General features: G+C 60.6%; 20 protein-coding genes, 1 tRNA gene and 1 pseudogene. 19 read left to right on the top strand and 3 right to left on the bottom strand.

Annotation, left to right across the window (positions count from 1 at the left end):
• Nucleotides 1–126: 126 nt before the first annotated feature.
• The 11 genes from PMI21_RS04715 to pgaD all read left to right on the top strand — a co-directional run bounded on the left by PMI21_RS04715 (nucleotide 127) and on the right by pgaD (nucleotide 14,302).
• Nucleotides 127–555, top strand: coding sequence for a MarR family winged helix-turn-helix transcriptional regulator (locus tag PMI21_RS04715; RefSeq protein ID WP_007941000.1), 429 nt, complete (start codon nucleotides 127–129; stop codon nucleotides 553–555).
• Complete coding sequence (locus PMI21_RS04710) at nucleotides 552–2,624, top strand: FUSC family protein (RefSeq protein WP_007941001.1); 2,073 nt, start codon at nucleotides 552–554, stop codon at nucleotides 2,622–2,624. Before PMI21_RS04715 ends, PMI21_RS04710 begins: the two co-directional genes overlap by 4 nt.
• Entirely contained in the window at nucleotides 2,621–2,830 is a 210-nt protein-coding gene (locus PMI21_RS04705) for a DUF1656 domain-containing protein (protein ID WP_007941002.1), read from the top strand. Before PMI21_RS04710 ends, PMI21_RS04705 begins: the two co-directional genes overlap by 4 nt.
• Complete coding sequence (locus PMI21_RS04700) at nucleotides 2,827–3,714, top strand: efflux RND transporter periplasmic adaptor subunit (protein WP_007941003.1); 888 nt, start codon at nucleotides 2,827–2,829, stop codon at nucleotides 3,712–3,714. Before PMI21_RS04705 ends, PMI21_RS04700 begins: the two co-directional genes overlap by 4 nt.
• Nucleotides 3,711–5,159 (top strand): efflux transporter outer membrane subunit, encoded by a 1,449-nt coding sequence (locus PMI21_RS04695; RefSeq protein ID WP_007941004.1) that lies wholly within the window; start codon nucleotides 3,711–3,713, stop codon nucleotides 5,157–5,159. Before PMI21_RS04700 ends, PMI21_RS04695 begins: the two co-directional genes overlap by 4 nt.
• An 81-nt stretch (nucleotides 5,160–5,240) precedes the next feature.
• A complete protein-coding gene (locus PMI21_RS04690; protein ID WP_007941005.1) occupies nucleotides 5,241–5,876 on the top strand; it encodes a hypothetical protein in 636 nt (211 codons plus the stop codon).
• A 255-nt stretch (nucleotides 5,877–6,131) separates the two neighbouring features.
• Entirely contained in the window at nucleotides 6,132–7,643 is a 1,512-nt protein-coding gene (locus tag PMI21_RS04685; RefSeq protein WP_033064194.1) for a YdgA family protein, read from the top strand.
• Between the two features lie 287 nt (nucleotides 7,644–7,930).
• Entirely contained in the window at nucleotides 7,931–10,411 is a 2,481-nt protein-coding gene (gene pgaA, locus PMI21_RS04680) for a poly-beta-1,6 N-acetyl-D-glucosamine export porin PgaA (protein WP_007941008.1), read from the top strand.
• A 12-nt stretch (nucleotides 10,412–10,423) separates the two neighbouring features.
• Entirely contained in the window at nucleotides 10,424–12,421 is a 1,998-nt protein-coding gene (gene pgaB / locus PMI21_RS04675; protein WP_007941009.1) for a poly-beta-1,6-N-acetyl-D-glucosamine N-deacetylase PgaB, read from the top strand.
• 1 nt (nucleotide 12,422) lies between these two features.
• The gene (pgaC, locus tag PMI21_RS04670) at nucleotides 12,423–13,778 is read left to right on the top strand and encodes a poly-beta-1,6-N-acetyl-D-glucosamine synthase (protein ID WP_007941010.1); all 1,356 of its coding nucleotides are present in this window, start codon (nucleotides 12,423–12,425) and stop codon (nucleotides 13,776–13,778) included.
• A complete protein-coding gene (gene pgaD, locus PMI21_RS04665) occupies nucleotides 13,775–14,302 on the top strand; it encodes a poly-beta-1,6-N-acetyl-D-glucosamine biosynthesis protein PgaD (RefSeq protein ID WP_007941013.1) in 528 nt (175 codons plus the stop codon). Before pgaC ends, pgaD begins: the two co-directional genes overlap by 4 nt.
• Before the next feature lie 23 nt (nucleotides 14,303–14,325).
• On the opposite strand, the gene PMI21_RS04660 is transcribed toward pgaD, so the two are convergent.
• On the bottom strand, nucleotides 14,326–15,855 hold the full coding sequence (locus tag PMI21_RS04660; RefSeq protein WP_007941014.1) for an FAD-dependent oxidoreductase: 1,530 nt from the start codon (nucleotides 15,853–15,855) through the stop codon (nucleotides 14,326–14,328).
• A gap of 140 nt (nucleotides 15,856–15,995) precedes the next feature.
• Here PMI21_RS04660 and PMI21_RS04655 point away from each other — a divergent pair, with 140 nt between their 5' ends.
• From PMI21_RS04655 to PMI21_RS04630, 7 genes and pseudogenes are all read left to right on the top strand, one after another.
• Entirely contained in the window at nucleotides 15,996–16,556 is a 561-nt protein-coding gene (locus PMI21_RS04655; protein WP_007941015.1) for a YbhB/YbcL family Raf kinase inhibitor-like protein, read from the top strand.
• Nucleotides 16,557–16,643: 87 nt separating this feature from the next.
• A complete protein-coding gene (locus tag PMI21_RS04650) occupies nucleotides 16,644–18,380 on the top strand; it encodes a VWA domain-containing protein (protein WP_007941016.1) in 1,737 nt (578 codons plus the stop codon).
• 17 nt (nucleotides 18,381–18,397) lie between these two features.
• On the top strand, nucleotides 18,398–18,979 hold the full coding sequence (locus PMI21_RS04645; protein WP_007941018.1) for an RNA polymerase sigma factor: 582 nt from the start codon (nucleotides 18,398–18,400) through the stop codon (nucleotides 18,977–18,979).
• Nucleotides 18,976–19,596: a hypothetical protein gene (locus tag PMI21_RS04640; RefSeq protein ID WP_007941019.1), complete on the top strand. Its 621-nt coding sequence runs from the start codon at nucleotides 18,976–18,978 to the stop codon at nucleotides 19,594–19,596. Before PMI21_RS04645 ends, PMI21_RS04640 begins: the two co-directional genes overlap by 4 nt.
• 20 nt (nucleotides 19,597–19,616) lie before the next feature.
• On the top strand, nucleotides 19,617–19,883 hold the full coding sequence (locus PMI21_RS04635) for a hypothetical protein (RefSeq protein ID WP_238541240.1): 267 nt from the start codon (nucleotides 19,617–19,619) through the stop codon (nucleotides 19,881–19,883).
• A 429-nt stretch (nucleotides 19,884–20,312) separates the two neighbouring features.
• The gene (locus PMI21_RS29960; RefSeq protein ID WP_238541241.1) at nucleotides 20,313–20,465 is read left to right on the top strand and encodes a type II toxin-antitoxin system HicA family toxin; all 153 of its coding nucleotides are present in this window, start codon (nucleotides 20,313–20,315) and stop codon (nucleotides 20,463–20,465) included.
• Nucleotides 20,462–20,644, top strand: a pseudogene (locus PMI21_RS04630) (type II toxin-antitoxin system HicB family antitoxin); the annotation flags it as partial. The gene PMI21_RS29960 and the pseudogene PMI21_RS04630, both read left to right, overlap by 4 nt.
• Before the next feature lie 159 nt (nucleotides 20,645–20,803).
• Here PMI21_RS04630 and PMI21_RS04625 read toward each other — a convergent pair.
• Complete coding sequence (locus PMI21_RS04625; RefSeq protein WP_007941022.1) at nucleotides 20,804–21,097, bottom strand: DUF3077 domain-containing protein; 294 nt, start codon at nucleotides 21,095–21,097, stop codon at nucleotides 20,804–20,806.
• Between the two features lie 621 nt (nucleotides 21,098–21,718).
• Between PMI21_RS04625 and PMI21_RS04620 the strand changes: the two genes are divergently transcribed.
• Complete coding sequence (locus PMI21_RS04620; RefSeq protein WP_007941024.1) at nucleotides 21,719–22,159, top strand: hypothetical protein; 441 nt, start codon at nucleotides 21,719–21,721, stop codon at nucleotides 22,157–22,159.
• A gap of 213 nt (nucleotides 22,160–22,372) precedes the next feature.
• Here the strand turns inward: PMI21_RS04620 and PMI21_RS04615 are convergent.
• Nucleotides 22,373–22,449: transfer RNA gene (locus PMI21_RS04615), tRNA-Arg, on the bottom strand.
• Nucleotides 22,450–22,742: the final 293 nt, after the last annotated feature.

A 22,742-nucleotide genomic window follows, 5' to 3' on the forward strand; every position in this document is an offset into this window, starting at 1 on the left:
CGTCTGGCCGTTGCTCGCCAATTTGTTTCAAAACTTGACCAACTTTCCCCTCCAATGCCATATTGATAGTTAGCAAACTAACAGTGTGTGCATTCCCTCGTGCCAAAGAACCTCGCCGCTCTCCAGATGAACATCAGCAGCTCCATGGTGGTGGCCGCCAGGCATTGGCGGAAGATCTGCCAGACCACGCTGGTCAACTATGGGATCTCCGAAGCCTGCGCCGTCCCGCTGTTGATGATCGGGCGCCTGGGCGAGGGTGTGCGGCAGGTGACGGTTGCGCAGGCGGCCGGGATGGAGAGCCCGTCTCTGGTGCGGTTGCTGGATCAGTTGTGTCATGCCGGTTACGTCTGCCGTACTGAAGACACTCATGACCGGCGCGCCAAATGCCTGAGCCTGACCGCGACCGGTCGTGAGTTGGTGCAGTCGGTCGAAGCCGAGTTGGTGCGTTTGCGCCAGGACGTGCTCGAAGGTATCGACCAGAGTGATCTGGAAGCGGCACTACGGGTACTCAAAGCCTTTGAAGCGGCCAATCATCTACCGGTGGTTCACCCTTGAGCGGTTTTTTCACCGGCGTACCCCCGGCGCGGGACTGGTTCTACGGTGTGCGCACGTTCGCGGCCTCGATGATTGCGCTGTACATCGCCATGCTCATGCAAATGCCTCGTCCGTATTGGGCGATGGCCACGGTGTATATCGTTTCCAGCCCGTTCCTCGGCCCTACCAGCTCCAAGGCGTTGTACCGCGCGGCCGGCACTTTGCTCGGTGCAGCGGCGGCGGTGTTGTTCGTGCCGATGTTCGTTCAGAGCCCTTATGTGCTGGTAGTGGTCATCGCGCTGTGGACCGGGATTTTGCTGTTCCTGTCCCTGCATCTGCGCACCGCCAACAGCTATGCCTTGATGCTCGCCGGTTACACGTTGCCGCTGATCGCCCTGCCAGTGGTGGATAACCCGTTGGCGGTGTGGGACGTGGCCGAGGCGCGGACCGAAGAAATCTTCCTCGGCATCGCCGTTGCTGCGGTGGTTGGCGCCATGTTCTGGCCACGGCGGCTGGCGCCGGTGTTCAACGATTCGGTGAACAAATGGTTTGCCGATGCTTCGACCTACAGCCTGCGTTTCCTCAGCCGCAACGTGCAGCCGGACGAAGTCAGCGCCTTGCGTTCATCGATGGTGGCGACTTTCAACAGCCTGGAATTGATGATCGGTCAGTTGCCCCACGAGGGGGCGCGAGCGCAAACGGTGCGCAATACCAAGGAACTGCGCGGGCGAATGATCCACCTTCTGCCGGTGATCGATGCCCTCGACGATGCGCTCTATGCCCTCGAGCGGCGCACCCCGGAGCTTGTGGATAAGTTCGCGCCACTGCTGACCGCGACCACCGAATGGCTCAATCACAAAGACGCTGATCTCGACCGCTGGCAGGCCCTGAAATACCAGCTCCAAGTGCTGCAACCGAGTGCCGAGGCGCTGGACGATCGCAGGCAGTTGTTGTTCTCCAACGCCCTGTATCGCCTCGGCGAATGGATTGATGTGTGGCAAGACTGCCGCAGCCTGCAATACGCCATTCAGTGCGAGAGCCAGGACAGTTGGCGCGCGGTGTATCGGCACTGGCGCCTGGGTCGGCTGTCACCGTTTCTCGACCGTGGGTTGATGCTCTATTCGGCGGCTTCTACGGTCACCGCGATCATCGTCGCCTCGGTGCTGTGGATTCTGCTCGGCTGGACCGACGGTGGCAGCGCGGTGATCCTGGCGGCGGTGGCGTGCAGTTTCTTTGCGTCGATGGACGACCCGGCGCCACAGATCTACCGATTCTTTTTCTGGACCGCGATGTCGGTGCTGTTCGCCGGCCTTTATCTGTTTCTGATCCTGCCGAACCTGCATGACTTCCCGATGCTGGTGCTGGCGTTCGCCATCCCGTTCATCTGCGTCGGCACCTTGACGGTACAGCCGCGTTTTTACCTTGGGATGTTGCTGACCATCGTCAACACCTCGTCCTTCATTAGCATTCAGGGTGCCTACGACGCGGATTTCCTCAGCTTCGCCAACTCCAACCTGGCCGGGCCCATGGGCTTGCTGTTCGCGTTCATCTGGACCCTGATCGCCCGGCCATTCGGGGCGGAACTGGCGGCCAAGCGCCTGACCCGTTTCAGCTGGCGCGACATTGTCGGCCTGACTGAACCGGCCACGCTGGCCGAACATCGGCACATGGGCGTACAGATGCTCGATCGTCTGATGCAGCATTTGCCGCGGCTGGCCATGACCGGCCAGGACACCGGCATCGCCCTGCGCGAAGTGCGCGTGGCCCTGAATCTGCTGGACTTGCTCGCCTATTCACCGCGAGTGCCCGGTGCGCCGCAAGCGCTGCTGCGCCAGGTGGTGGCTGAAGTCGGTGAGTACTTCAAGGCCTGTCTCAAGGCTGGCGAACGTTTGTCGGCGCCGAGTCCGTTGCTGATGACCCTCGATCGCACCCGACGCGCCCTCGGCGGCCAAGGTGACGACGAAACCCGTCTGCATTTGCTGCACGCCTTGAGCGGTTTGCGTCTGGCGCTGTTGCCGGGCGTCGAATTTGTCGGCACGGGCGAACTCGAAGAACCGCTTCCCCATGGCATCGATGGAGCGCCTTTATGATCGGTGATCTGGATATCAGCGGGGTGTTCCTGCCCACGCTGCTGGTGCTGATGGGCATTACCTACGTGTTGTTCCTGTTGGTGCACGGGGTGCTGATGCGCCTGCACTTTTACCGTCTGGTCTGGCACCGGGCATTGTTCAATGTGGCTCTCTACGCTGTGCTGCTCGGCGCCGTGGACTCACTCAGTCGATACCTGATGACATGAAAAAACCTTTTTTGACCCTCGGCCGTGTGGTCCTGACATTGTTGATCGTGAGCTTCGCCATTGTCGTGGTCTGGCGCATGGTCATGTATTACATGTTCGCGCCCTGGACCCGGGACGGGCACATCCGTGCCGACATCGTGCAGATCGCCCCGGACGTCTCCGGGCTGATCCAGCAAGTAGAGGTGCGCGACAACCAGTGGGTGAAACGCGGCCAGGTGCTGTTCAGCATCGATCAGGATCGGTTCAAACTGGCCCTGCGCCAAGCCAAAGCGACCGTCGCCGACCGTCAGGAAACCCTGGCCCAGGCCCAGCGCGAGGCCAAGCGTAACCGAGGTTTGGGCAATCTGGTCCCGGCCGAGCAACTGGAAGAAAGCCAGTCCCGGGTGGCCCGCGCCGAAGTGGCATTAATGGAGGCGCAAGTGGCGGTGGACAGCGCCCAGCTCAACCTCGACCGCTCGGTGATCCGCAGCCCGGTGGATGGCTACGTCAACGACCGGGCGCCGCGCTCCCAAGAGTTCGTCAGCGCCGGGCGGCCGGTGTTGTCGGTGGTGGACAGCAATTCGTTCCACATCGACGGTTATTTCGAAGAAACCAAACTGGACGGTATTCATGTCGGCCAAAGCGTCGATATTCGGGTGATCGGCGACCGTGCGCGCCTGCGCGGGCATGTCGAAAGCATCGTCGCCGGCATCGAAGACCGCGACCGCAGCAGTGGCAGCAACCTGTTGCCCAACGTCAACCCGGCGTTCAGTTGGGTGCGGTTGGCCCAGCGGATTCCGGTGCGAATCGCTTTCGATGAGGTGCCGGAAGACTTCCGCATGATTGCCGGGCGTACGGCCACCGTGTCGATCATCGACGATCAAACCGGGGGGCCGGCGAAATGAGCAGGGCCTCGGGTTTGGCGATTGCCGGATTGGGCTTGTTGCTGTCGGCCTGTCAGGTGGTGGGGCCGGATTATCACTTGCCGGACGAGGCCGCCGTGCACCGTGAAGACTTACAGGGCGACCTGGCGGTGAACGGCAAGCGTGTCGTCTCGGCACCGGTGCCCGCCGATTGGTGGCGGTTGTATCAGGATCCGCGTCTGGACCAATTGGTGCAGCAGGCCATGGCTTCCAACACCGATTTGCGGGTGGCGGCGGCAAACCTTTCGCGGGCTCGCGCTCAGGTCGACGAAGCGCAGGCGGCGGGCGGTTGGAGCGGTGGCGTGAAGGCCGGCGCCCAGCGTTTGCAGGAGTCCGGCGAAGCGTTCTTGCTACCGGAGAAAGTGCCAGTGGCCAACGTTGGCGATATCGGCATCACGACCTCGTATCAGTTCGACCTGTTCGGCACCTTGCAGCGCGGCATCGAAGCGGCCAAAGCCAATGCCGATGCGACCCAGGCAGCAGCGGATACCGCGCGCATCACCCTGGTGGCCGATGTGGTGCGGGCTTACACCCAGGTTTGCGCGGCCAACGAAGAGCGGGAGATCGCACAGCATTCCCTAGACCTGCAAGCCCAGAGCACCACGCTGACCCAGCGCTTGCGTGATGCCGGACGCGGCGATGAAACCCAGGTCACCCGTTCGCAAACCCAATTCAAATCCTTGCGCGCCGAATTGCCGCGTTATGAAGCCGCACGTCAGGCCGGGTTGTTCCGCTTGTCGATGCTGCTGGCCAAACCGGTCGAGCAATTGCCGGCGGGCACCGGCGACTGCGCCGAGCTGCCGAAAATTGCCCAATTGTTGCCGGTGGGTGACGGCGCCGCGCTGCTCAAACGCCGGCCCGATGTGCGCCAGGCAGAGCGCAGATTGGCGGCGGCAACCGCTGGCATCGGCGTTGCCACCGGCGAGTTGTACCCGGACATCAGCATCGGCGCGACCGTGGGCACGGTCGGCATCCTGGAAAACCTCGGCAAACCATCGACCAATCGCTGGGGCTTCGGCCCGTTGTTGACCTGGACCGTACCGTCCAATGGCTCCCGTGCGCGAATCCGTGAGGCCGAGTTCGCAACCCAAGGCGCGCTGGCGCATTTCGATGGCGTGGTGCTCAACGCCATCCGCGAGACTCAGACCGGCCTGGCGCAATATTCCGCGCAACTTCAGCGTCGCGATGCTTTGGCGGACGCCGAACAGTCGGCACAACTGGCGGCAGACCAGACCCACCGCTTCTTCCAGGCCGGTCGCGCGTCGTTCCTGGCGGACTTGCAAGCCACCCGCACTTACACCGATGTACGGGCGCAACTGGCCTCGGCCAACACCCAGGTTGCCATGAGCCAGATCGATTTGTTCCTCGCCTTGGGCGGTGGCTGGGAAAGCGGACGAACGCAAGGCTCACAACCCGGCAAACCCTGAGGCCGTTGCTATGCTTTGATTTGATGGGGTCGCGCGGCGAACCCGTCGATCAAGGCTTGCGTTGGTCATGGGGATCTAATAATGAAAAACCCTTACGCTCCCGGCTTCTGGTGCGCCATTGCGGCATTGGTTTTGCTGTCGGCCACCTATTTCTACGGCGTCATGCTGGCCCACCAGATCGACAAGGCGCTGATCTTCCTCGACAGCGCGGCGGCACTGATCGCCGTGATGGCCATCGTGGTGGTCGCCTGGGCCTCGCTCCAGAACCAGCGCATCAAAAAACGACAACTCGAACAAGGCAAAACCCTAGTACTGATCTGGGACACCAAGGTGGCTTTGCGCCGGGTAGAAACGGTGTTCGACCGGTATTTCTGGGGCAGTTACTGGCAACCGGGGCGCACGTTCCAGGAAGTCATGGGCGAACTTACCGGCACGCCGCTGGAAAAAAGCCTCGAAACCTTGAAGAAGCAATGCCAGGCGCTGGACAAGCAAGTGGCCGACGAGGGCTGGCACTGGCTCAACAATGCCCGAGAACTGTCCGATGTCGCCAACGCCATGGCCCGCGAACGCTATCAACTGGACTTCTGTGACCCGCGCGCGGAAGTGAGCGGCGGGGCGGTGATCAATCGGGATTTTGAAGTGCTGGTGTATACGTGGACCGCACGGCTCAAGAGTTTTGATCATCAATTGGATGAGATTGAAGTGCAGTATTCGTGAACCGAAAAGATCGCAGCCTTCGGCAGCTCCTACAGGGAAACGCATATTCCGTGTAGGAGCTGCCGAAGGCTGCGATCTTTTCCACGCTCCACCTCTCTGCCTGCTTATAGACACTCTTTCACCTTTAATCATTGGGCCGTCCAGCAGCGCAAATGCTAATCTCCATCCCACTTTTAGCGCAGTCGTGACCGCGACCCGTCATGGGTTCAGGGAAGACGACCACACTTTCAACAATGGACATTGATCGGGTACTTCATGAATAAATCAGCAGGCGTGCTTCTAGGAATTGTCGTGGCCATCGGTGCAATCAGCGTTGGCGGAGCGTGGTACACCGGCAGCAAACTCGATGGGGTGCTGAACAGCTCGATCGCCGACGCCAACAAAGAACTGCAAGCCGCGCTGGCAGGCTCCAACGGCACGGCGTCGCTGGAGCTGGTGTCGCTGGACCGTCATGTGTTCAGCAGCACCGCGCACTACCGCCTCAAGGGTGAGGGCGAGATGTTTGGTGACGCGCCGATGGAGATGCTGTTCGTCGACCGCATCGAACACGGCCCGCTGCCGTTCTCGCGCCTGGTGTCGTTCAAGTGGTTGCCAGTCCTGGCCACCAGTCACTACGAGCTGGAAAAAACGCCACTGACCGAGAAGTGGTTCGCCGCCGCCAAGGACAAATCCCCGGTCAAAGGCGTGGTCAACATTGGCTACGACAACTCCACCAAGGGCTCGCTCGAATTCCTGCCGCTGGAAGCCGCACTGGATGACAAGTCCAAACTGACGTTCTCCGGTTTGAAACTCGACGTGGCCGCCAGCGCCCAGGCGCAAAAGGTCAAAGCCGACGGTTACATGGATAGCCTGAAGCTGACCACCGTGGCTGAAGACCAGACCCCGGTGCAGGTCGAGCTCAACGGCTTGACCCTGGCCAGTAATCTGAACAAAAGCACCTACGGCTATTACGTCGGTGACAACACCCTCGAGCTGACAAACAGCAAAACCACCTTTGGCCCCAAGCAATCGGTACTCGGTTTCAAGAACTTTGAAATGAAGAACCAGACCGGGGAATCAGGCACTAACGCTTCGGGGCGTGCTGATTACAAGGTCGGTGAAGTGTCCTTGAACGGCAAGGTTATTGGCTCCGCGCAGATGGCCATGAGCCTGAAAAACCTCGACATCCCGTCGACGATGTCGCTGATGCAGATCTACCAGACCAAACTGCAACCGTACGAGCGGGCCGCCGCCGAAGCCACTGCCGCCGGTCTGCCGGCGCCGCCGCTGAACCTGACGCCGGCCGAAGAAGCACAGGTCAAGACCGGTCTGGAGAAACTGTTGGCCGCAGGTCCCCAGGTGGCCCTGGAAAACCTGTCGTTCAACACCAGCAACGGCGAAAGCCGCGCCAACCTGGTGCTGGACCTGACCAAGCCGCAATCCATGGACCTGCCGCCGGACCAGTTGGTCAAGCAGTTGATCGCATTGCTGGAATTCAACGTACTGGTGTCCAAGCCAATGCTCATTGACTTGCTCACTGTGCAGTCGCAAATCGACGGCCAGACCGACGCCAAGCTCATCGCCGATCAGGCGAGCGCAACCGCCGACATGTTCAGCAGCATGGCGGTCGGTACGCAACTGGCGAAACTGGACGGTAACAACGTCGTCACCAAGCTGCACTACGCCAACAATCAGGTGGACTTCAACGGCCAGAAAATGACCCTCGAAGAGTTTGTCGGTTTTGTGATGAGCAAACTCGGCGGCACTGGCAACGTCACCATCCAGTAAAACCGCAGGCTCCAGCACAACGCCCGGCCTCTGCAACACGCAGACGCCGGGCGTTTTGCTGTCTGGGGTTTCGCTCGTCAGTCAAGCACAACTCTTGTGGGAGCGCGTTGGCTGGTATTACGGGAGCCAAGCGCCACGAATCTGAAGAAATATTGTGTCTTGAATTATTGACTACGCTTGCATGCAAGACTGCTTCGATAAAGCTTGGCCGGGTTTCTCGATCCGGCTTTCCGTTACGAGTGGGCAAGGGCATTGCGACCCGGCTGGCCATGTAAGGATGCTGACGAATGCCGCGTATTGCTTGTCCCTTTATTCATCGTGGGTTGCGCCCCTTATTTCGCGTTGCGCTGTGCGGCCAATTGCTGTGGCCGGTGCTGGCGCTTGCCGATACCCCTTACGATCAAATGGTTCGCGATGCGCGGGCCGGCAACTACACGCCTGCGCTGACGGTGTTGCGCCAGGTGCCAATAAACCAGGCCACCACCGGCCAGATCAGCGATCACTTGCAGATCGCCAGCTGGGCCGGTCTGGACGCCGAAGTGGTGCAGGTCTATGAAACCCAGGGACGTGATCGGACGTTGCCGGTTCAGGCCCTGACCGCCACCGCACGGGCCTATCGCAACCTCAAGCGCTGGGATTCGGCGACCCAGGTGTACAACAAGGCCCTGGCCCTCGCGCCAGAAAATCCCGACCTGCAATTGGGGCTGGCGATGACCCAGGCCGACGCCGGCAAACCTGACGAGGCCGTCGCTCGCACCAGAGCGCTGGTGGCGGCGAAACCGGATGATCCTTCCCGCCGCCTGGCCCTGGCCTACGCCTTGACCCGCGCCGGTGCCACCTACGACGCGTTGTTTGAGTACGACCAGGCCTTCATTCGTGCCGGCAGTAAACCCGAAGTCGCTCGGGAATACGTGATTGCCCTGCAACGCGCCCGTTTGCCGGAACCGGCCTTGCGCCTGGCGCGTCAGCGGCTGGGGTTGATTGATCCAGTCACGCAGCGCCGTCTCGAAGGTGACTTGGCCGCAGAACGCGTGCGCCTGGCCGAACTGGCCACCCGCAGCGAAAAAGAACGTTATGTGATCGCCGATCGGGCCCTGGCTGATTACGACCAGCTACTGGCGACCTGGACGCCGGATCCTCAGGCCCACGATGACGTCACCCGCTGGCGAATCGACCGTATGGGCGCCCTCAAGGCCCGTGCGCGCACCGCTGATGTGATCGCCGAATACCAAAAGCTGCTCGCCGAGGGCGTGAAGATTCCGACCTATGCCCTGCGTTGGGTGGCGTCGTCTTATCTGGACCAGCGTCAGCCGGAACTCGCCATCGATTTGTATCGCCAGGTGCTGGTGGCGCCGGATGCCGATGTCGGCGACCGCCTGGAGGACAGCACCGCGCTTTATTACGCCTTGCTCGAAAGCGATAAGGCCAATGAAGCGCGTCAGGTCGCCGAAGACGTGGCCAAGACCCAGAAACCGCGAATCGAGCTCAAGGGCTTGCCGGTGGGCAATCCCAACGATGAATGGATGGACGCGCAGCAACTTGCCGCCCAGGCCGGCACCTACGGCGCCGATCTGCCGTCGGGCGAGCAGCGTTTACAGGCGTTGGTGGATCAGGCGCCGGGCAACATCGGCCTGCGTCTGGCCCAGGCCGATCTGTACCTGGCCCGGGACTGGCCACGACGTGCCGAGAATCAGCTCAAGGAAACCGAGAGCATGGCCCCGCGGGATATCGGGCTGGAAGTCGCTCAGGGCCACACCGCCATGGATCTGCAGGAATGGCGGCAGATGGATGCGCTGACCGACGATGTGGTCGCGCGTTTCCCGGATAACCGTCAGGTGCAGCGTTTGCAGCGTCAGCGTGCGGTCCATGACATGGCCGAGCTGCGAGTGCAGGCCTACGGCGGCAAGAGTTATGGCGGCGGCAACGGCGACGTCGGGGCGGTCAACGGCAGTCGCGATTTCGGCATCGAAACCACGCTGTACAGCCCGCCCATCGATGAAGACTGGCGCCTGTTCGCCGGTGCCGGCTACGCCACCGGCGACTTCCAGGAAGGCACCGGCCACCATCGCTTCCAGCGCGTCGGGCTCGAACGTCGGACTCGCGACATGTCACTGGAAGCGGAAGTCTCCAACCATTCCTACGGCTTCGGCGATAAACAGGGCGCGCGCCTGGCGATTGCCCGAGACATCGACGATCACTGGCAGTACGGCGGCAGTCTCGAATACCTGTCTGCACAAACGCCGTTGCGAGCGTTGAACAGCGACATCACGGCCAACGGCGGCAGCGGTTTTATCCGCTGGCGCGCCAATGAAAGCCGTGAGTGGAGACTGGCGGTCAGCCCCTCGCACTTCAGCGACGGCAACAACCGTGTCGAAGCTGTGCTCACCGGTCGCGAGGGCGTTTACCGCGCGCCGGGGTTGCAAGTCGACCTCGGCCTGGAAGTCGGCAGCAGCCATAACTCCAAGTCCGACGACGTGCCGTACTTCAACCCCAAAGCCGACTTCAGCGTGCTGCCGACTGTGAACGTCAATCACGTGCTCTACCACCGCTACGAAACCTCCTGGAGCCAACAGTTCCAGGCCGGTGCGGGCACCTACAGCCAACGCGATCACGGCACTGGCGGCATCGCCCTGTTGGGCTACGGCCAGCGCTACAGCTGGAACGACGTGTTCGAGGTGGGCGGCCTGCTGAGCGTGATCAACCGGCCTTTTGACGGCGACCGCGAAACCGATCTGCGCCTGCTCGTCGACCTTACTTACCGCTTCTAGAAGAGTTTGAAGATGCCTTTTATTTCGCGTTTCATCCTCCTGCTGGGAGTGCTGTTGATCAGCGCCTGTGCCCAGCAAGCCCCAGCCTTCGCGCCGCCGTCCGAACGCCCGATGCCGGCCAATGAAAAGCCTTGGCCGAAAAACCATGTGCTGGGGATCGCGTACCACGACGTCGAAGACCGCGACCCCGATCAGGCAGTGGTGGCCGTGCGCACCGAGCGCCTGATCGAGCAACTGGCGTGGCTGCGGGAGAACAACTACACACCCGTTACCATCGACCAGATCATGGCCGCTCGCAACGGCGGCCCCGAGCTGCCGCCACGGGCGATCGTGCTGAGTTTCGACGACGGCTATTCGAGCTTCTACACCCGCGTGTTACCAGTGCTGCGCGCCTATAACTGGCACGCCTTGCTGGCGCCGGTCGGGGTGTGGATCGACACGCCGCTGAACCAGCCAGTGGATTTCGCCGGTACACCGCGCAAGCGTTCGGAGTTTCTGACCTGGGAGCAGATCCGCGAGATTTCCCGGTCCGGCCTGGTGGAAATCGCCGCCCACACCGACGCCAGCCACAAAGGCGTGTTGGCCAACCCGCAAGGCAACCTGCAGCCGGCGGCCGCGACCCGGCGCTATGACGCCGCCACCGGTCGCTATGAAACCGAAGCCCAATTCCAGGCCCGGATGCGCGCCGACGTAGCGGCCATCTCGGAGAAGATCCGCAAGGTCACCGGCTACAAACCGCGTGTTTGGGTGTGGCCGTACGGCGTGGCGGATGGCACCTCGTTGCAAGTGATCAACGACCAGGGTTATCAGATGGCCCTGACCCTGGACGACGGCCTCGATGCCCTCGACAACCTGATGAGCAGCCCACGCTTTTTGGTGGCTTCGGACCCGGATGGCGAACACTACGCCAACAGCATCGTCTCGGTGCAGGCCGAATCGCCAATGCGCGTGGTGCATGTGGACCTGGATAACGTCTACGACCCGGACCCGGCCCAACAGGAAATCAACCTCGGCAAACTGATCCAGCGCATGGCCGATATGGGCGCCAACACGGTGTTCCTGCAAGCCTTCGCCGACCCTGCGGGCGATGGCCTGGTGCACTCGCTGTACTTCCCCAACCGCCACCTGCCGATGCGCGCCGATATCTTCGATCGCGTGGCCTGGCAGTTGCGTACCCGGGCCCATGTGAAAGTCTTCGCGTGGATGCCGGTGCTGAGTTTTGCCCTGGATTCGAAGCTGCCGCGAGTCACTCGCTGGGACCCGAAAACCGGCACCACGTCGATCGATCCGGACCAGTACAAGCGCTTGTCGCCGTTTGATCCGAACGTGCGGCGCATCATTGGTGAAATCTACGAAGACGTGGCACGCCTGACCTCGGTCGACGGCATCCTCTATCACGATGACGCGGTGCTGTCGGACTTCGAAGACGCCGGTCCCGAAGCCCTGAAAGTCTATGCCGCCAACGGTCTGCCCGGTTCGATTGCCGCCCTGCGCGACGATCCGGCCACCCTGCAACGCTGGACGCGGTTCAAGAGCCGCTACCTGATCGATTTCACTCACGAATTGACCGCCAAGGTCCGCGCCATTCGCGGCCCGCAGGTGCGTACGGCGCGCAATATTTTCGCCGAGCCGATGCTCAACCCCGAGAGCGAAGCCTGGTTTGCGCAGAACCTCGACGACTTCCTGGGCGCCTACGACTGGACGGCACCGATGGCCATGCCACTGATGGAAAAACAGAGTCGCCAGCAATCCGGCCCCTGGCTCGAAGCACTGGTGGCGACGGTCAAATCGCGCCCCGGCGCACTCGACCGCACGGTGTTCGAATTGCAGGCCCGCGACTGGACGAAAAACACCGGTGCCGACATCGACGGCGCGCAGTTGGCCGACTGGATGGGCCGCCTCAAGCGTCAGGGCGCCACCAGTTTTGGCTACTACCCGGACAACTTCCTCGAGAACCAGCCGGACCTGAAAAACGTGCGGCCGGCGCTCTCCAACAAGTGGAATCCATAACATGCTGGACAGACTTCTGGCCCTGCTGGTTCTGGCGATCGTCCTGGGGGTTCCCCTCGGGCTGATCTTTCTGGTCACCGGGCAATTCCTGATGGACTTCGTGTTCTTCTACCCACTGTTCATGTCGGGGCTGTGGATCGCCGGCGGCCTGTATTTCTGGCTGCACTGGGAGCGGCACTGGCCGTGGCAGGACGACACCTTGCCGCCACCACTGGCCGGCGAACCGCTGATTTCGATCCTGATCCCTTGCTACAACGAAGGTGATAACGCCGCCGATACCATTCATGCAGCGCTGGCCCAGCATTACCCGAACATCGAAGTGATCGCGATCAACGACGGCTCCAAGGACAACACCGCCGCGGTGCTTGACGCACTGGCGGCGCAGGATCCGCGTTTGCGGGTGCTGCACCTGGCGGAAAACCAGGGCAAAGCCGTTGCCCTGCGCATGGGCGCCATCGCGGCACGCAGCGAGTATCTGGTGTGCATCGACGGCGATGCGCTGCTGGCGCCGAACACCGCGGCCTATCTGGTGGCGCCGATGCTCGACAACGCGCGACTGGGCGCCGTGACCGGCAACCCGCGAATCCGCACCCGTTCGACCCTGATCGGCCGGGTACAGGTCGGCGAGTTCTCCTCGATCATCGGCCTGATCAAGCGCACCCAGCGGGTGTTCGGGCGGATCTTCACCGTCTCCGGGGTGATCGTCGCCTTCCGTCGTACAGCCCTGAACCGGGTCGGCTACTGGAGCCCGGACATGATCACCGAAGACATCGACATCAGTTGGAAGCTGCAACTGGATCACTGGAGCATTTTCTACGAGCCCCGCGCGCTGTGCTGGATCCTCATGCCGGAAACCCTCGGCGGCCTGTGGAAACAGCGCTTGCGCTGGGCCCAGGGCGGTGCCGAGGTGTTGTTCAAGAACATCCGTGGCATCTGGCAATACCGCCATCGTTACCTCTGGCCGCTGCTGTTTGAATACTGCCTGTCCACCGGTTGGGCCTTCACCTTCCTGTTGTCGGTGATCTTCTGGGGTATCGGCAACTTCGTCGAAATGCCGCCAGCCATTGCCGTCCATCACCTGATGCCACCGGCCTTTACCGGGCTGCTGTTGGCGATGGTCTGCCTGGTGCAATTCGCGGTCAGCATCATGATCGATCGCCGTTACGAAAAAGGGCTCGGCAGGACCATGTTCTGGGTGGTCTGGTACCCGCTGGTGTTCTGGTTCATCAGCCTGCTCACCACCCTGGTCAGCTTCCCCAAAGTGCTCTTTGGGCAACATCAGAAGCGCGCGCGCTGGGTCAGTCCAGACCGGGGCATCAAGCCGCTGGATGACGATGAAGAGGAGGTCATCAAATGAAAATCATCAGAACCCGGCAGCGGCCCTTTCTGGTCGTTCTCGATGTTTTCTTCACCGTGCTGGCCTGGATCGGGCTGCTGTATTTACTGGCACGGGGTTTGTGGCCGTTAATCGATACCCATAACGGCCCGCGCATCGATGCGTCGCTTTTCGACGCCCTCGGCACGTTGCAGATTTACCTGTGGGTGGCGCTGTTCAACGCGGTGATCCTGATTGGCTGGGCGCGTTATCAACAGCGCAAAAGCAAAAGCTTCGCCCAGCGCCGTTTGCCGGCGCCGGTGGTGGACGATCAGGGGCTGAGCAAAAGCTTCAAGCTGACCGGCGACCGGCTGGCGAAACTGCGCACCCCGGGCTCGATGACCATTCACAACGATCAGGAAGGCGATGTCAGTCATGTTGTTACGCACTTCACCCCGGTCGACCCGTCCCAACTGCCGCCGCCTTTGGCGCCATTGGAGCATCCGCTGGTGATCCGCCTGCCGGCCGAAGATGACGACAACCGCGAGCCGATGAGCCACATCTGAGCCTGACGCGTTGCAGACGTGCGTCAGGCAAAATCCCGAACCAGGCGCCACGCTTCGTCCACCGACAGCGGTTGTTTCATCCGTTCGGCGAGCATCGCCATGGCCCGCTCCTGATCGCAGGCAACGGCCGCTGCCACCACGCCGTTTTTGGCAAACAGGCCAATGAACGGTGGATGCTCTGGGTCGCCTTTGAATTCAACCTCGTCCCAGGCCTCGGCGTGTCCGAGGTAGTCGTAGTTTTTACCGAAGTGCCAGGTCCAGAAATACGGCACGTCGAGGTAGCGTTCGTCGCCGCCGAGCATATTCGCCGCTGCAATCCGCGCCTGTTGCTGGGCCAGGCGCCAGTGCTCGATCCGTTGGGGCTGGCCGTTGAGCGGGAAGGTCGCGATATCGCCGACGGCCCAGAGCCCGTCGGTCACGCGCATTCCGCCGTCGACCTTCAATGACAGATCTTTTTCCTTCGGCAGATCGGTAAACGGGGTGGTTGCCGGGGTGACGCCAATGCCGACCAGCACCAGATCCGCCGGCAAGCGCTGACCGTTGTCCAGCAGCACCGCTTCGACTTTGCCTGTGCCTTCGATCTTCGCCGCTTCGCCATCGGTATGAAACACCACGCCATTGGCCTCGTGCAGGGCACGAATCGCCTTGCCGACGGCCTCGCCGAATTGCGCCTCGAAAGGGATGGCATGGCGGGCCAGGACGGTGACGTCCAGACCGTACTGACGCAGGGATGAAGCGGATTCCAGACCAATGAAGCTGCCGCCGACAATCACTGCCCGTTGACCGGGTTTTGCAATCTGCAGAATCTGCTGCGCCTGCGCCTTCGAGCGCAGCACGAATACCTGCGGCAGATCGGCACCGGGCAGCGACAGAGACTTGGGTATGCCGCCGGTGGCGATCACGGCGGCGTCATAGCTCAGCGATTGGCCATCGGCCAGGTGCAGGGTCCGGTTCGCTGTATCCAGGCCCAACACATCGCTGTTTATCCGTTCAATGCGCTGTTCACGATAAAAATCTTCATCCCGTAGCGGCGGAACTTCGTCCGGTGGCATTTCCCCGGCAATCACGAATTTGCTCAATACCGTACGGTCGTATCCGGCCTCGGGTTCACGGTCGATCAGCAGCACCCGGCCGCCGAAGCCTTTCTCCCGCAGCGCCGCCGCACAGGCTGTACCCGCTGCACCGGCACCGATGATTACAAAGGTTCGCTTATCGTCCGCTGGCGGAGTGCTGGGGCCGGGCATCGGCTGGTCGTCGACCCAGACCTCATCGTCGCGCAACTCCAACGGGTAGCGCCGCAGACTGTCCAGGGACGGTGGCTCGCACAGCGCGCCGTCTTCGAGCCGGTAAGCCGCCTTGTGCCACGGGCAGATCAGCCGTCCCTCACACAGCGCCCCTTTGGCCAAGGGGGCCCCGGCGTGGGGACATCTGCCCTGATAGGCGCGCAATTGATCGCCGACCCGCAGCAAGACGATTTTCATCTTGTCGATCCGGACCTCAAGGCCACGGTCGAGGGGCACATCGGCGAAACGGGCGACTCGGTGCAGTGCCATGATCGATCTCCAGGCAGGTGTTTCACTTAGGAGTTTGGCGCTTATTCCCAGGTTCAGCCAATTCCCACTGCCACCGCACGAACGGTCCGGCTATAGTTTGCGTGCCGACGACGGCCCCACCCCGCACAAGGTGCTCCGGTATGACCCGATTGACCTCTTTGAACCCTTGGCTGGCGGCCGTTGCAGTCGCCCTTTGCGTGCAGTTGCCGGCGCAGGCCCAGGAGCGTTTCACCCTCAGCATTCCCGGCGTTTCGGACAATCGGCTGTTCACGTCGGCGGAGGCCAGCGATGCCAGCGGTTGCGGCGGCAAGAACCAGTCCCCGGCCCTGAGCTGGAATGCCGGCCCCCAGGGCACCCTCAGCTACGCCATCGTCATGCACGACCCGGACGGTCAGAAAGGCCTGGGAGTCGATCACTGGATTCGTTACGGCATCAAGGCCACGACGCGGCAGATCCCGGCCGGTGTCGGCACTAAATCCACCCTCGAAGGCGTGGGTGGCACCAACATCAAAGGCACCACTACCTACATCGGCCCGTGCCCGCCCATCGGTGACAGCTCCCATCACTACATCATCCAGATCTACGCCCTCGACCTGGCGCCAGAAGCCTTGCCTGCCGGCCTGACCCGCGCGCAGTTGCTGGAACAGATGAAAGGCCATGTGCTGAAAAACAGCAGCGTGGTGCGGCGTTATCACCGCTGAAGATTTTTCACTTCGGCTTAACCCGAACCCGGCGGGCTGTCCGTCTCAGAGGATGAATGAGTCATTTTCCTCCTGAGGTCAGCCCCCATGTCCCTCCCTCTGCATTTCCTCCGCCCGGCCGCCCAGGGTTTCGCCGCAGGGTTACTGCTGGCCATTGCCGGTTGCGGCGGATCATCCACGCCACCCTCTGAGACGGACAGCCCGGCAGTAGTTGCGCCTCCGGCTCAAAATGCGCCGAAAACCGAAGCATTGGTGCGTAGTGAGACGGTCATGGCGGGCACCGCGATGGCCAAGCGCAGCGCACGACCAGGCCCGTTAGTCGCTTTCGCGCCAGTGCCCGCCGGTGAGGCTTATCCACAGGGCTATCAGGATGAACAGCGCGAGCAATATCAGGCGCTGGCCGATAACCCGATTCACAGCGTGGCCGAGGCGCCGCTCTCGACTTTCAGCGCCGACGTCGATACCGGCGCGTACGCCAATGTCCGCCGCTTGCTCAATCAGGGCCGTTTGCCTCCCGAAGGGGCGGTGCAGCTGGAAGAAATGGTCAATTACTTCCCCTACGATTACGCGTTGCCCACCGATGGCTCGCCGTTCGGCGTGACCACCGAACTGGCGCCGTCGCCCTGGAACCCGCATACCCGATTGCTGCGTATCGGCATCAAGGCGTCTGATCGCGCAGTGACGGAACTGGCCCCGGCGAACCTGGTGTTTCTGGTGGACGTGTCCGGCTCCATGGACCGTCGCGAAGGCCTGCCCCTGGTTAAAAGCACCCTGAAATTGCTGGTCGATCAACTGCGCGAGCAAGACCGGGTTTCGCTGGTGGTGTACGCCGGAGAATCCCTCGTGGTGCTGGAGCCGACTTCCGGACGGGAAAAAGCGAAAATTCGTACCGCCATCGATCAATTGACTGCGGGCGGCTCGACCGCTGGCGCGTCGGGTATCGAACTGGCTTACCAGATGGCGCAACAGGCGTTTATCCCCAAAGGCATCAACCGCATCCTGCTGGCCACCGACGGTGACTTCAACGTCGGCATCAGCGACTTCGACAGCCTCAAGCAAATGGCTGTGGATAAACGCAAGACTGGCGTGTCCCTGACCACCCTGGGTTTTGGTGTGGATAACTACAATGAACACCTGATGGAACAACTGGCCGACGCCGGCGATGGCAACTACGCCTACATCGACAACCTGCGCGAGGCGCGCAAAGTGCTGGTGGATCAACTCGGCTCGACCTTGGCGGTAGTGGCGAAGAACGTGAAGCTGCAGGTGGAGTTCAACCCGGCTCAGGTCAGCGAATATCGGCTGTTGGGTTATGAGAACCGCGCCTTGAAGCGTGAGGACTTCAGCAACGACAAAGTCGACGCCGGAGAAGTCGGCGCAGGGCATACGGTGACGGCGTTGTACGAAATTGTGCCCAAGGGCGAGAAGGGCTGGCTGGAACCGTTGCGCTACGGCAAACCTGGGGCCGATGTTTCCGCTAAAAACGGGGAAATGGCGATGCTGCGGGTGCGATATCAGTCGCCGGAAGGTGGGAACAGTCGCTTGATCGAGCGGCCAATACTGAAGGGTGAGACCGGCAAACTCTCGGCCGCCAGCGATGATCTGCGCTTTGCCGCCGCCGTCGCCGCGTTTTCCCAGCAGCTCAAGGACGGACGTTACACCGGTGATTTCAGCCTGAAAGACACAGAAGCCCTGGCCCGCGGCGCACGGGGTGACGATCAGTTCGGCCTGCGCGGTGAGTTCGTGCAATTGGTGGAGTTGGCGCAGAGCCTGCGAGCCTCGACCGCCTCGAATCAGCAGCCCAATGACAACCGGATAGAGTGAAAGAGGCCAGCACTGACATGTCCGAACCTGCAATCAACTCAGCCGCCGGCAGCGACGAATCGCTGCTGGCGCGCTACCGCTCTGGCGAGGGGCCGGCGTTCGAAGTTTTGTACGCCCGCCACCGCCAGGGCTTGTATCGATTCCTTCTCAGCCTCAGCGGTAAACCTGAACTGGCCGAAGAGGTGTACCAGGAAACCTGGCTGAGCCTGATCCGCAGCACCAGTCAGCCACAAGGTCGGGCGAACTTTCGTACCTGGCTCTACCAGATTGCCCGCAACCGACTGATCGATCACTGGCGCAAACATGGCATCCACAACCCCTTGCACGACAGCTACGACGAACAGGCTCACGCCCTGATCGATGACGCCGCCGACCCCGAACAACTGCTGAGCCTGAGCCGCGACAGCCAACGCCTCGAAACCGCCCTGCAAACCCTGCCCGCCGACCAACGCGAAGTGTTCCTGCTACGCGCCCACGGCGACCTCGACCTGCCGCAGATCGCCACCCTCACCGAAACACCGCTGGAAACCGTTAAAAGCCGCTTGCGCTACGCCCAGCAAAAACTGCGTCGGCTGCTGGCCGAGGAGGTACTGACATGACTGACGCCAAACAAACACCGTCATCGCCCGACGATGAAATGCTCAAGCATTTTCGCGATCACAGCAGCGGCGAACCACCGGCGCATCTCGACGCCTTCATCCTCGCCACCGCCCACCGCGAAGCCCCCGCGCCGAAGCCGAACCTGTGGCAACGCTGGCTCCGCGCCTGCCAACAGCCCCGTTGGCAAGTGGCATTCGCCAGCCTCGTCGGCGTCGCGCTGATGCTGGCACTGGTGCAACGCACGCCGGAACAACTGCCGAGTTACGATTTCGCGCCTGCGCCCAAAGCGTCCGCACCGGTTGCCAAACAGGAAGCCGCTGCCCGCTCCCAGGCCGCACCGGCCGAGGCTTTGTCCGCGCCCGCACCGGCTGCGCCCATGGCGGACTATGCTGCACCGATGCAGCGCGAGTCGATCAACAGCGAAATGGCCGACGAAGCCAAACTCAGCAAACGCGCCGCCGCGCCGGCCAAGTCACTGGATGATCAATTACGTGAAGTGATACGCCTGCAAGAGGCCGGACAAACCCAAGCCGCCGACGCGCTGATGACGACATTGCACACGCGCTTTCCCAAGGAAAACCTCGCGGCCAAACTCAAGGATTTGCAGAAAAAATGAGCTGAACAGCGGTCGACGATTTGGCAACAACCCCCGAAAGCGCGCACTATCAGCCTATAGCCGATGCGTTGGAGGATGCCGTGGCCCAAAAAATCGACCGCATCGCCCAAATGCTCAACTGCCCGGTGAAGGGTGAGGAACTGCGGCGAGCAGTGACTGAGAGTCGTAAGGAGTTTCTTCTGGCGAAGCAGGCAGAAGAAGGTCTTGAGGAAGACGTTCTTGATGATGAGTTGATTGAGGACGAAGAGGATGATGAGTACGACGAGTTTGATTGGACGACAGAATGAAAAAACCGCTTTGGCGGTTTTTTGTCATTGATAAATGCTGTTTGACCTTGAGTCCATCCAGGCGTGTTTTACGCAACAGGTGTAGGGGGCGGTAGCAGCAACGCCGCTGATTACCCAAGAAACTACCCAAGAAACCGCCCAAGAAACTACCCAAGAACTACGTAAGAACTACCCAAGAACTACCCAGAAAATGTTGTGAGGTAAGGCGATGAGCATCGGCAGCGACTGGTTCATCCGCACGCGGCTGACCTGAAACGAGTCAGCGATTTGAACCGTCAAGTTTTCCTTGACGGTTGCCTCTGCCTTGACTGGATCACCAGTGCCTACCGGCAGTTGACGAGAAGTCCTCAACGCTTACAATCGCCCACAACACGGCCCCTGTCGGTTGATGCGCTTCGGCGCTGAGACTGCTCAGGGGTTTTTTATTGCTTGGGATTTCTCCGCCTTACCAATCGCGTTGGGTCCCGGGTACGCTTTGAGCTGAACGGTATGGTCGGCACCTTTCATCGACCACACCCGGACAAAGAAGCAAAGCCCTGCCAGGTTCGCGCTTTCCTTGAGCAATCAGGAGTCACCGCATGAACGTAATGAATTACAAAGGCTATGCCGCCAGAATTGAGTACAGCGAGGAAGATGGCCTGTTTGTCGGCCATATTGCTGATATCAGAGATGTCGTTGGGTTTCATGGCGAGTCAGCACAGGAGCTTCGAAATGCTTTTGAAGAGGCCGTCACTGATTATCTGGATACTTGCGCCAAGCTCTGACGAAGACTGGGCGCATGCCTGACCACTGCCATTGCACGGCTATGCAGTTTTATGAGTGGTAGGACGCCCAGAAATCAGCATCAACACGCCTCCACTCACATCTGACAGTTTTGGAGGCCCCGAAAAATCGGGGCGCATTTCAAGGGTGAGTTGCCGTTATTCTGCGGCTTGTTGCGTCGCCGTCTGCGGTGGTTGCGTCAGCACTTTCACCACATCATCAATCACTGCCTTACTCATCGCAGTCAGATAATGCGCGGCCCACGCGTGGCGATCGGTGTCTTTTGCGTAGGCTGCATCCTCGGCAAACGACTTGGCCAGGAACAACAGGTCGGACGCCTGCGCCAATGCTTTGCTAATAGGCACCCCAGCGCTGACACGAAACAGCGGATCGTCTGCACAGTAGAGGCAGGGCGTGAAACCGATGGTTTTTGCTTCTGAGTGTTCAGTCATTTACCACCTCCATTGACGGAGGTGTGGTGAGGGCGCGATTCGAAATCGCGGTGAGGGATAAGCCTAATTTCGTACGGATTTACATTGCGCATGGTCTAGCTCCTTGACGAGGAACTGCCACTTTTTCGTTACCAAGCGAATGGGTGGCAGCTGTGCGCAGGTTGGTAAACCGGGAGTCAAGGAATCCGGCACGCCCGAAGACGTCCCACGCACAGCCGCCATAACTCAAAATTGCGGGCGTAAAAAAAGCACCTGCAATTCTTAATGGGGGCGCTGTTGCGCTTAACTCTCGGGTTACCAAGCCCGGTCGCTGAATTGGCAGCGACGGCGGAAGGGTATCGCGCAGGCTGATCTCCTGCAACCTCCGAGAGTCGTAGGTTTTTTCTTCAGAATCAGCCGGAAGAGGGATGATTCTGAAGGAGGCGACGTCGAGGACGATAAGGTCTTGACCGGGGGACAGAACGCAAAAACAGTTTCGGCGTTTTTTTATCAGTAGCAGTTGTTCGGTTAAACCGAACAACTGCATTCTCAAGTAGCTCGCCCGGCATGGCAGCAGTGGCGTTCTGCTGCTATACAGCACAAGAGCATACTCAGTGCCTCGTCAAATAAAAGGAGTTCACGATGAAGGTTCTTGCAGGGTTGGTCGGAGGTTTAATATTAGCCATTCTTGTTTCGATGCTCGTAGTTATCGCAATCGCAGCATCGCCAAGTGTTAGCGGATTGAAAGGAGCCATTGCTTTCTTCGTAACATGGATCATTGCAGTAGCTATAGCTGTTTACGCTCCCACTCCTGGCAAGGCATGGCGTCGACTTCTAATCGCCTCAGGCATCGCTGCATTCATGCTCCCCTTATCCGGTATCATTTTCACGGGTAGCCATATCGCCACCATTAGTGGTGCTCACTCGGGCGCGGAAGCGGCAGGAGCAGCTATCGGTGGCACCTTGGTGAGTGGTTTTCTAGGGTTTGTTGGCTTCTTCCTAGGAGTGATCTTCCTCATCATCGGCTTGTTAGTGGGGCGAGATAAGCAAATCGTCTACATTCAGCCGCCACCAAATTCATAAACAGGTCCAATTGAAGGCCGCTCCTCTACGATTTTTTGTTTTGTATCGAGAATCGAGCCTTCGAAGCGATAAGCGTCGGCATTTTCAAGAGTGATTGCCGATATTTTTCTTGCCGGTCGGATGCGGCACGCCAACTCCAGCCAGACGCCCTAAATGCAGCACCCACAAAAAAGCCCCAGACCCAACGGCCTGAGGCTTTCTAGTTTCTACATATGGTGCACCAGGCGGGATTCGAACCCACGACCCCTGCCTTCGGAGGGCAGTACTCTATCCAGCTGAGCTACTGGTGCAATGCGGGCGCCATGATACTCATATGCGCTGCGGGCGTCCATGCTGCTGAATCGCCTGCGTTTTTCCAAAGCGTAACCTACGGTTGCTACGCTGATCCGAAAAAATAGGCAAATGCGGCGTTTTCGTTCTTTTTTTCGAACAGCCTATTGTCCTTTACCCCCTTTGATCCTAGGATTCGTTTGAGATTTCAAACGCTCTTGTCTGGGTGCTGAACCGCACGAGTTCGATCAGTGCGCTATTTATGTGCTTCAGCCCGGTGAATGATTTCCCTGACGGCAGCCTATAAGGCGCC

Origin of the sequence: Pseudomonas sp. GM18, from assembly GCF_000282195.1 — a bacterium.
Lineage (GTDB): Bacteria > Pseudomonadota > Gammaproteobacteria > Pseudomonadales > Pseudomonadaceae > Aquipseudomonas.

Coding starts and splice junctions, on each gene's coding strand:
- PMI21_RS04655 (WP_007941015.1), top strand. CDS start 15,996: ATGACCCGATTGACCTCTTTGAACCCTTGGCTGGCGGCCGTTGCAGTC.
- pgaC (WP_007941010.1), top strand. CDS start 12,423: ATGCTGGACAGACTTCTGGCCCTGCTGGTTCTGGCGATCGTCCTGGGG.
- PMI21_RS04650 (WP_007941016.1), top strand. CDS start 16,644: ATGTCCCTCCCTCTGCATTTCCTCCGCCCGGCCGCCCAGGGTTTCGCC.
- PMI21_RS04625 (WP_007941022.1), bottom strand. CDS start 21,097: ATGACTGAACACTCAGAAGCAAAAACCATCGGTTTCACGCCCTGCCTC.
- PMI21_RS04660 (WP_007941014.1), bottom strand. CDS start 15,855: ATGGCACTGCACCGAGTCGCCCGTTTCGCCGATGTGCCCCTCGACCGT.
- PMI21_RS04700 (WP_007941003.1), top strand. CDS start 2,827: ATGAAAAAACCTTTTTTGACCCTCGGCCGTGTGGTCCTGACATTGTTG.
- PMI21_RS04695 (WP_007941004.1), top strand. CDS start 3,711: ATGAGCAGGGCCTCGGGTTTGGCGATTGCCGGATTGGGCTTGTTGCTG.
- PMI21_RS04645 (WP_007941018.1), top strand. CDS start 18,398: ATGTCCGAACCTGCAATCAACTCAGCCGCCGGCAGCGACGAATCGCTG.
- PMI21_RS04690 (WP_007941005.1), top strand. CDS start 5,241: ATGAAAAACCCTTACGCTCCCGGCTTCTGGTGCGCCATTGCGGCATTG.
- PMI21_RS04705 (WP_007941002.1), top strand. CDS start 2,621: ATGATCGGTGATCTGGATATCAGCGGGGTGTTCCTGCCCACGCTGCTG.
- PMI21_RS04715 (WP_007941000.1), top strand. CDS start 127: ATGAACATCAGCAGCTCCATGGTGGTGGCCGCCAGGCATTGGCGGAAG.
- PMI21_RS04620 (WP_007941024.1), top strand. CDS start 21,719: ATGAAGGTTCTTGCAGGGTTGGTCGGAGGTTTAATATTAGCCATTCTT.
- pgaD (WP_007941013.1), top strand. CDS start 13,775: ATGAAAATCATCAGAACCCGGCAGCGGCCCTTTCTGGTCGTTCTCGAT.
- pgaB (WP_007941009.1), top strand. CDS start 10,424: ATGCCTTTTATTTCGCGTTTCATCCTCCTGCTGGGAGTGCTGTTGATC.
- PMI21_RS04640 (WP_007941019.1), top strand. CDS start 18,976: ATGACTGACGCCAAACAAACACCGTCATCGCCCGACGATGAAATGCTC.
- pgaA (WP_007941008.1), top strand. CDS start 7,931: ATGCCGCGTATTGCTTGTCCCTTTATTCATCGTGGGTTGCGCCCCTTA.
- PMI21_RS04685 (WP_033064194.1), top strand. CDS start 6,132: ATGAATAAATCAGCAGGCGTGCTTCTAGGAATTGTCGTGGCCATCGGT.